Source organism: Nevskia soli (assembly GCF_903970205.1).
Taxonomy (GTDB): Bacteria; Acidobacteriota; Terriglobia; order Bryobacterales; family Bryobacteraceae; genus Bog-113.
In genome coordinates, this window is record NZ_CAJCHS010000233.1 from 1 (window position 1) to 8,339 (window position 8,339).

6 protein-coding genes and 1 pseudogene are annotated in these 8,339 nt (G+C 59.9%); all 7 read left to right on the forward strand.

From position 1 onward, the window contains the following. Positions 1-348, forward strand: a pseudogene (locus tag H1Y01_RS10525) (efflux RND transporter periplasmic adaptor subunit); the annotation flags it as partial. Next, positions 345-1,604, forward strand: coding sequence for an ABC transporter permease (locus H1Y01_RS10530; RefSeq protein WP_180540477.1), 1,260 nt, complete (start codon positions 345-347; stop codon positions 1,602-1,604). The pseudogene H1Y01_RS10525 and the gene H1Y01_RS10530, both read left to right, overlap by 4 nt. After that, a complete protein-coding gene (locus tag H1Y01_RS10535; protein WP_180540478.1) occupies positions 1,601-2,863 on the forward strand; it encodes an ABC transporter permease in 1,263 nt (420 codons plus the stop codon). Before H1Y01_RS10530 ends, H1Y01_RS10535 begins: the two co-directional genes overlap by 4 nt. Before the next feature lie 74 nt (positions 2,864-2,937). Further along, positions 2,938-3,933 carry a 4-hydroxy-3-methylbut-2-enyl diphosphate reductase gene (locus tag H1Y01_RS10540; protein WP_180540479.1) on the forward strand — a complete coding sequence of 332 codons (996 nt, stop codon included), beginning with the start codon at positions 2,938-2,940 and terminating at the stop codon, positions 3,931-3,933. Positions 3,934-3,936: 3 nt separating this feature from the next. Next, complete coding sequence (gene shc, locus H1Y01_RS10545) at positions 3,937-5,862, forward strand: squalene--hopene cyclase (protein ID WP_180540480.1); 1,926 nt, start codon at positions 3,937-3,939, stop codon at positions 5,860-5,862. After that, the gene (hpnH, locus tag H1Y01_RS10550; protein WP_219341445.1) at positions 5,862-6,968 is read left to right on the forward strand and encodes an adenosyl-hopene transferase HpnH; all 1,107 of its coding nucleotides are present in this window, start codon (positions 5,862-5,864) and stop codon (positions 6,966-6,968) included. The genes shc and hpnH overlap by 1 nt, the downstream gene beginning before the upstream one ends. Position 6,969: 1 nt before the next feature. After that, positions 6,970-7,947: a hopanoid-associated sugar epimerase gene (gene hpnA, locus H1Y01_RS10555; protein WP_180540481.1), complete on the forward strand. Its 978-nt coding sequence runs from the start codon at positions 6,970-6,972 to the stop codon at positions 7,945-7,947. Positions 7,948-8,339: the final 392 nt, after the last annotated feature.

Genomic DNA, 8,339 nt, shown 5'->3' on the forward strand with positions numbered 1-8,339 from the left:
AAAGACCAGAAGTTCAACGGCGTCGTCACCAAGATTTCTCCGATGGGTACGGAGAAAGACAATGTGACTACATTCGAAGTCCGCGTCTCCATCTCCAATGAGAGCCGCAAACTGCGCGCTCTGATGACTGCGAACGCCGAGATCATCCTCGAAGAACACAAGAAAGTCCTCACCATTCCGGAAGGCGCGGTCCTCTACGCCAAGGACAAATCGAAGGAAGCGGAGATTCCCGACGCCACCAACGAGAAGGGTTTCCGCAAAATAAAGATCGTCACCGGCATCAGTAACGGGGCCCGCACGGAAATTCTGAAAGGTTTGTCCGAAGGCCAACAGGTTATTCTGCAGTGACCTATCTGGCTGAGCTTTTCGGGCAGGTGTTCGGTAGCCTGCTTCGCAATAAGCTGCGCAGCTTTCTGACCATGGCCGGCATCGCCTGGGGCATTGCCTCGGTGGTGATCATCGTCGCCATGGGCGATGGATTCAAGGAAGGCCAGAAGCGCCAAATGAAAAGCCTCGGCGAGAACATCGTGATTCTGTTCGGCGGCCGGACCGAAAAGCAAGCCGGCGGACAGCGTGCGGGCCGCCGCATCCGGCTCGAATATAGTGACGTTGAAGCGATTCGCAGTGAATGCTGGATGGTGGATTACGTCGTGGGTGAAATCGAGAGCAACAACCGCGCCACCAGCCCGTTCAACAGCGGCTCATTCGATACCGACGGTGTCGAGCCCAATTTCGCCAAACTGCGCACCGTTCCGGTTGTTGAAGGCCGCTGGTTATCGGATGACGATAATCGGGACGGCCGGTCCGTTGCGGTCATCGGACCGAAAGTGAAGAAGCAGCTGTTCGGCGGCCGCACGGATGTGCTCGGGCAAGAAATCGCGATCAATTCGCTGCCCTTCCAGGTGATCGGAATCCTTGCCGACAAAGACCAGAATTCGAGCTACGGCGGTCTCGATGAAAGCAAGATCTTCATTCCCTACAACACTGCGGTGCGCGACATCCCGCCGAAGGAGGCTTACTACTTCGCCGGCCTGCTCGACGACATCATCTATAAGCCGCACTCCCTCGATCAGTTCGAAGCGGCCCGCAAGCAAGTCATCGGCGTCCTCGCGCGGCGTCATCAGTTCGACCCCGCCGATGAGAGCGCCCTGGGCATCTGGGACACGGTGGATGACGCGCGCCAGGTCGACGCCCTTTTTCAATCGATGACTGTGTTCCTCGCGACCATCGCGCTGGTCACGTTGAGCCTCGGCGGCGTCGGTGTTATGAACATCATGCTGGTAACGGTCAGCGAACGCACGCGCGAAGTCGGATTGCGAAAAGCTCTCGGTGCCACCCGCCATCGCATCATGATGGATTTCCTGGTCGAAGGCGCGGTGCTCGCGTTCATAAGCGGCGCCATCGGATGGATGGCCGCCTTCGGCTTATCCACCGCGCTCGCGCAAGTGAAGATGCCCGATGTTTTCCCCGGCCTGCCGGTCAGTGTGCCGACCACGATCCTGACGTTTTCGGCGCTCGCGATTATCGCCATCGCGTCGGCGCTATTTCCGGCCTGGCGCGCCGCTTCGTTAACGCCGGTTGAAGCCTTGCGGTATGAGCGATGAGAATCGCGTCCATTTTTCGCGAGGCGTGGGGCGCGCTGCTGTTTAACAAGCAGCGCTCGATTCTCACCATGGTTAGCCTCGCCTGGGGCGTTGTCTGCTTCGTCATTCTTTATTCCTACGGCGAAGGTTTCAACGTCGCCTTAACCACTTCGTTCAAAGCCATCGGACAAGACCTGATCCTCATGTTCGGCGGACAGACTTCGTCGCAAGCGGGCGGCGAACGCGCCGGCCGCGTCATAAAACTCGACCGCGATGATGTCGACGCCATCCGCGAAGCCGTCCCCATGGTCGGGGCAATCTCGCCGGAAGTCATGATGCGCCGCACTCCGGTCACGCACGACTACCGTTCGGAGAACATGTCGATCCGCGCCGTCCTGCCGGTCGACTACCAGAAAGTCCGCAACATGACGATGGAAACCGGCCGTTGGCTCTCCGCTGAAGACGATCTGCAGAAGGAGCGCGTCGCCGTCCTCGGTGCGCTTGCGGCGAAAAAGCTGTTCGGCGAGGCGCCGCCCGAGAACGAAAAAATCACGATCAACGGCATGCAGTTCGTCGTCATTGGCGTGCTTCGAACCAAGCTGCAGATATCGAACTACAACACGCCGGATAACGAATGCGTGTTCATCCCGTACGACACCGCATCGCTACTGACCGACGTGAAATACCCGGAGGACATTGTCTGGACGCCGGCCAATCCCATCTTCCGCGAGGCCGCGGTCAAGCAAATCCGCGCAACCCTTGCGCGCATCCATAATTTCTCGCCGACCGATGAGCGCGCCGTCGAGATGATCGTCTTCAACGAGTTCATGAAGCAGATCGATACCATGTCGCTCGCGTTGCGCGTCTTACTCGGACTCATTGGCACGCTGACGCTCGCCATCGGCGGCATCGGACTGGCCAACATCATGCTCGTTTCCGTAACGCAGCGAACCCGTGAAATCGGCGTCATCAAGAGCCTCGGCGCGACCAGACGATCCATCCTGCTGCAGTTCCTTCTCGAAGCCATGGTGATCGTAACCGCGGGCGGATTGATAGGCGTTCTCGCCGGCGTGACGATCTCGATGGCCGTCGGCACGCTTCCGTTGCTCGGGCCGCTGTTCAAAGACACCAGCGGCGCCGGCGACATTCACCTGAAGGTCTCGGAATTCGCGGTCCTCACCTCGACCATCATGCTGGAAATCGTCGGCTTGGTTTCCGGCCTGCTGCCCGCCATCCGCGCCTCGCGCCTCGACCCCATCGATGCCCTGCGCTATGAATAGCCTAATTGCCGTGCAACCAATCTGTTACCGGGACATCTACCACTGATATAATTGGTACTTCCGCCCAACTGAATATGCCCCTGAAGCCGATAACCGCGAACGCGGGAAGCGACAAGAAAATCTATTTGCTGAAGCCGCGTGGCTTCTGCGCGGGGGTCGTGCGGGCCATCGACGTCGTAAAGATCGCACTCGAACTTTATGGGCCTCCGGTATACGTTCGTAAAGAAATCGTACATAATAAGCACGTTGTGGACGAGTTGCGAGAAGCCGGAGCCGTTTTTGTCGAGGAAGTGGAAGAAGTTCCCGCCGGAGCTCGCGCCATTTTCAGCGCGCACGGCGTCTCTCCGGTAGTGCGCCGGGATGCCAAAGACCGCAAGCTCCAGATCATCGATGCCACCTGCCCGCTCGTAACCAAGGTTCATCTCGAAGCCGTCAAGTTCGCTCGCGAGGGCTACACCATTATCCTGATCGGCCACAAGGATCACGATGAAGTCACGGGGACATTAGGCGAAGCGCCCGACAAAACCATCCTCGTCGAATCGGTCGATGATGTGGATGCGCTGGAACTCGCCAACCCCTATCGGGTCGCGTACCTGACCCAAACCACCCTGAGTCTGGATGAAACCAGAGACATCGTCGCGCGCCTTCAGGAACGTTTCCCGAATATCACCGGACCCAAATCCCAAGACATCTGCTATGCCACCGAGAACCGCCAGATGGCGGTCAAAGGCGTTTCGGAATATTGCGATCTGATGCTCGTGGTCGGTTCATCCAACAGTTCCAATTCCAAGCGCCTCGTTGAGGTCGGGAATAATTTCGGCGTCCAATCGTATCTGGTCAACGACTGGAGCGAGGTCGATCCGCAGTGGCTCGAAGGCATCCGCAACGTGGGTGTAACAGCGGGAGCTTCGGCCCCGGAACACTTGGTCGAGGAACTCGTTGCCGCCCTCCAGGACCACGGATTCCGGCAGTTGGAAGAAGTCGAACTGATCGAAGAAGACGTACGTTTCTCACTTCCTAGCGGGCTTATCCACGCGTCCAGCCTCCGGTCAACTCCGGTTCCTGTCTAAGACATGACATCCGCACCCGCACTCTCCGAGATCCTGCGCACTTCCACCACCGCCGCAATGGCGCGCGCGTCGGAGTTTGTCCTGAACCAGCAGCGCGAAGACGGCCACTGGTGCGCGCTTCTCACCGCCGATACAACCCTCGAATCGGATTTCATTCTCTTCCAGCTCTGGATGCATCCGCCGGTCGATGGCGAATGGAAACCGCAGACCCGCCCATTGATCGACAAAGCCGTCGCGTCGATCCTTGAGCGGCAGAATCCCGACGGCGGTTTCTACATTTACGAGCAGGGCCCGAGTGAAATCAGCGCCAGTGTAAAAGCCTATGTCGCTCTCAAGCTCGGCGGCATTCCGGTGACGGACTCGCGACTGGCGAAACTGCGAGAGCGCATCCTGGCCTTGGGCGGCATTCAATCCGCGAACAGTTTCACGAAGGTCAATCTCAGCCTCTTCGGCCTCTATCCACGCGATTACTGCCCGAGCATTCCGCCCGAAATCCTGTTGATGCCGGGCAATCTGCTCTACCAGATGTCTTCGTGGACGCGCGCCATCGTCGTTGCGCTGGCGATTGTCCACGCGCACAACCCGCAGCGTCCCGTGCCGCGCGGCTTCAACCTCGAAGAACTCCACTTACCCGGTAAAGGCTACGAGTTTGCCGTGAACGATTCCTGGCTGACGTGGCGTTCCGCTTTCATCCACACCGATAAAATCCTCAAGCTCTGGGAAAAATACGGGTTCTCCCGCATCCGCCGCAGCGCCATTAAGAAGTGCGAACGCTGGATGGTCGAACGCTTCAAAGGTTCCGACGGCCTCGGCGCCATCTACCCGCCGATGATGTATGCGGTCATGGCGCTCGACGTCCTCGGGTATCCGCCCACCCATCCGCTGCGCGTTGAAGCCGTCCGCCAGTTCGACGCGCTCATGATCGACGGCCCGGACAAGTTCTTCTTCCAGCCCTGTTACTCGCCGATCTGGGATTCCGCGATCGCCGCCTATTCGCTCGGCGAAGCCCAAGCCCCGGCATCGAAAGCGTTATCGCGCTGCGCCGATTGGATGCTGGATCGCGAGATCCGCAAGAAGGGCGATTGGTCCGTCAAGCGTCCCGACACCGAACCGTCCGGCTGGGCATTCGAATACAACAACGAGCACTACCCCGATATCGATGACACCGCGATGGTGTTGCTCGCCCTCCGTCACGCCCGGGGCAGCGACACCCAGGCGCAGCGCGCCGCGGTAAGCCGCGCCATCGACTGGCTGTTCGCCATGCAAGGCCGCGATGGCGGCTGGGCCGCGTTCGATGTCGATAACAACTGGCAATTCCTGAACAACGTCCCGTTCGCGGATCACAACGCGATGCTCGATCCGGATTGCGCCGACATCACCGGCCGCGTCCTCGAATCGCTGGCCGCCCAGAACGTTTCGCGCGAGCATCCGGCCGTGCGGCGCGCCGTCGAGTGGCTGGTCAACAATCAGGAGCGCGATGGAAGCTGGTACGGCCGCTGGGGCGTCGCTTACATCTATGGAACCTGCTTCGCGCTGCGCGGGCTGGCGGCCGCTGGAGAAGATTCCCACGAACCGTACATCCAGCGCGGCAACGAATGGCTTCGTTCTGTACAAAATGCGGATGGCGGATGGGGCGAAAGCTGCGCCAGCTACGATAACGGCATCTTCACCGGCGCCCACTCCACGCCTTCCCAGACCGCCTGGGCGCTGATGGGCCTGATCGCCGGCGGCGATACCTACAGTTCGAGCGTCCGCAACGGCATCCGGTATTTGCTTGACACGCAGCGCGCCGACGGCAACTGGGAGGAAGACCTTTCCACGGGCACCGGCTTCCCCAAAGTTTTTTATCTGATGTATCACAATTACCGGGTTTGCTTTCCGCTGATTGCCTTGGCGGACTACGCAAAATTCTCGGATACGGAGCGTTAATGAAATTTCCCCTGGCAATGACGGCTGGGCTCGCGAGCTACGTTTACAAGAACAAGGCCCGGCCGCGGCCGGAATGGCAGATCACCAACGAACCGAAAGGTGACATCGCGAATCCGTTTCGCATTTTTACGCCGAAGCCGAATTCGGATCGCGCGCCGCACCCGCTCATGCACAAGCGCTTTCCCATCGTGCTGATGCTGGAGCCGCTGCACGCCTGCAACCTCACCTGCACCGGTTGCGGACGCATTCGCGAGTACGAGTCCACCATCAAAGAGCGCGTTCCCGTGGAAGAGTGCCTGATGGCCGTCGACGAATGCGGCGCTCCGATGGTCTCCATCTGCGGCGGCGAACCGATGATGTATCCGCAAATCGGCAAGCTTGTCGCCGGCATTCTCGACCGGGATAAGTTCATCTATCTCTGCACCAATGGCATGTTCATCCGCAAGCGCCTGAACGAGTTCAAGCCGGATAAGCGCTTCTTCTTCAACGTCCATCTGGACGGCCTCGAGAAGACGCACGATATGTGCGTGGAGCGCGAAGGCGTGTTTCAGGAAGCGATCGAGGGCATCAAGGCAGCGAAAGCCGCCGGGTTCCAGATCGCGACCAACACTACGGTCTATAAAGAGACCGACATGGCGGAGATCGAGCAGCTCTTTGAATACCTCTCGACTCTCAATGTCGATGTCCACCAACTCTCGCCCGCGTACGGATACTCCGCCGTCAACGATCGCGAGATCTTCATGACGCGCGAAGATGTGAACGAAAAGTTCAAGGGCATCGATCGCCTGATGAAGCGCTATCCGATCGCGCACAGCCCCGTGTATATGGACTTCCTGCAAGGCAAGAAGGAACTGCCCTGCACCGCGTGGGGAACGCCGACCTACAACACCAAAGGTTGGAAAGGCCCCTGCTACGTCATCACCGACGCGCACTACAAAACGTTCGAAGAATTCATGACCGAAACCCAGTGGCAGAACTACGGTCCGGGCGGCGATCCGCGCTGCGAACACTGCATGATGCACTCCGGCTTCGAACCGTCCGTCGCGCTCGGTATCAACCATTCCGCGACCGATTACCTGAAAACCATCGGTTGGATCTTGCGGTAACTTGAAACCGACGCTGGTCACCGGCGCTTCCGGATTCATTGGCTGGCACGTAGCGCGGCTGCTCGCCGAGTGCGGTCACCGCGTTCGTGCGTTAGCGCGATCCACCAGCCGGCTCTCAGGCATCGAAGTGGACCGCGTCACCGGCGACTTGCGGGACGCAGGTTCGCTTGATCGTGCCGTGGCTGGATGCGGCCTCGTATTCCACGTCGCGGCCGACTACCGGCTCTGGGTCAGGAATCCGAAAGAGATGTATGAATCGAACGTCGATGGAACCCGCCATCTGATCGACGCCGCGCGCCGCGCCGGAGTCGACCGCTTCGTCTATACCAGCACCGTCGGATGTATCGGCGTGCCGAAAGACGGGATCGGCGATGAAACGAAGCCCGTGACTTTAGAAGAGATGTCCGGGCCATACAAGCGCTCGAAATTCCTCGCCGAGCAAGTCGCGCTGGAAGCCGCGCGCGACGGTTTCCCGATCGTAATCGTCAATCCCACCGCTCCGGTCGGACCGCACGACGTCAAGCCCACTCCCACCGGCAAAATCATCGTCGACTTCCTGAAAGGCGCGATTCCCGCGTTTATCGATACCGGTCTGAATCTGGTCGATGTGCGCGACGTCGCTACCGGACACCTGCAAGCCGCCGAAAACGGCCGTGTCGGCGAACGTTACATTCTCGGTGCGGAGAACCTGACACTAAGCAGCATCCTGCAGCGCCTGAGCGCGATCACCGGCCGCCCCGCGCCCACCACGCAGCTTCCATACGCCGTTGCGTACGCCGCCGGAGTGGTCACCACGGCATTCGCGCAGTTTACCGGCAGACCGCCGCTGGCGCCCCTCGACGCCGTCAAGATGGCGAAGAAGAAGATGTTCGTAACGCACGCCAAAGCCGGGCGCGAACTCGGATTTCTCCCCTGCCCGGTGGACGATGCGTTAGCCAGCGCAATCGACTGGTTTCGCGCCAACGGGTACGTATCGTGACCCACGCCTCATACCGAACCGCGACGGCAACGGAGGGAGGGTCGCTCCGCGTACGCATTATGATCCTCTTCCTAGCCGGCATCTTCCGCGGCAAGCCCATGATCGCTGTCGCCAACGGGTACGCATCGTGACCCACGCCTCATACCGAGCCGCGACGGCAACGGAGCGGTTTTTGCACAGCACCAAAAGCCTCACCCGCGCACAATCCCGCACTCTGAGCCCGACCGAGAGGGAGGGTCGCTCGGCGTACGCATTATGATCCTCTTCCTAGCCTCCGTCCCGCTCGAACCCGTCCAATGGGCCATGTCCGGCATCTTCCGCGGCAAGCCCATGATCGCTGTCGCCAACGGGTACGCATCGTGACCCACGCCTCAAACCGAACCGCGGCGGCA

Excerpts from the sequence above, each read along its gene's own strand:
- hpnH (WP_219341445.1), top strand. The coding sequence starts at position 5,862 with ATGAAATTTCCCCTGGCAATGACGGCTGGGCTCGCGAGCTACGTTTAC.
- H1Y01_RS10535 (WP_180540478.1), top strand. The coding sequence starts at position 1,601 with ATGAGAATCGCGTCCATTTTTCGCGAGGCGTGGGGCGCGCTGCTGTTT.
- H1Y01_RS10540 (WP_180540479.1), top strand. The coding sequence starts at position 2,938 with ATGCCCCTGAAGCCGATAACCGCGAACGCGGGAAGCGACAAGAAAATC.
- shc (WP_180540480.1), top strand. The coding sequence starts at position 3,937 with ATGACATCCGCACCCGCACTCTCCGAGATCCTGCGCACTTCCACCACC.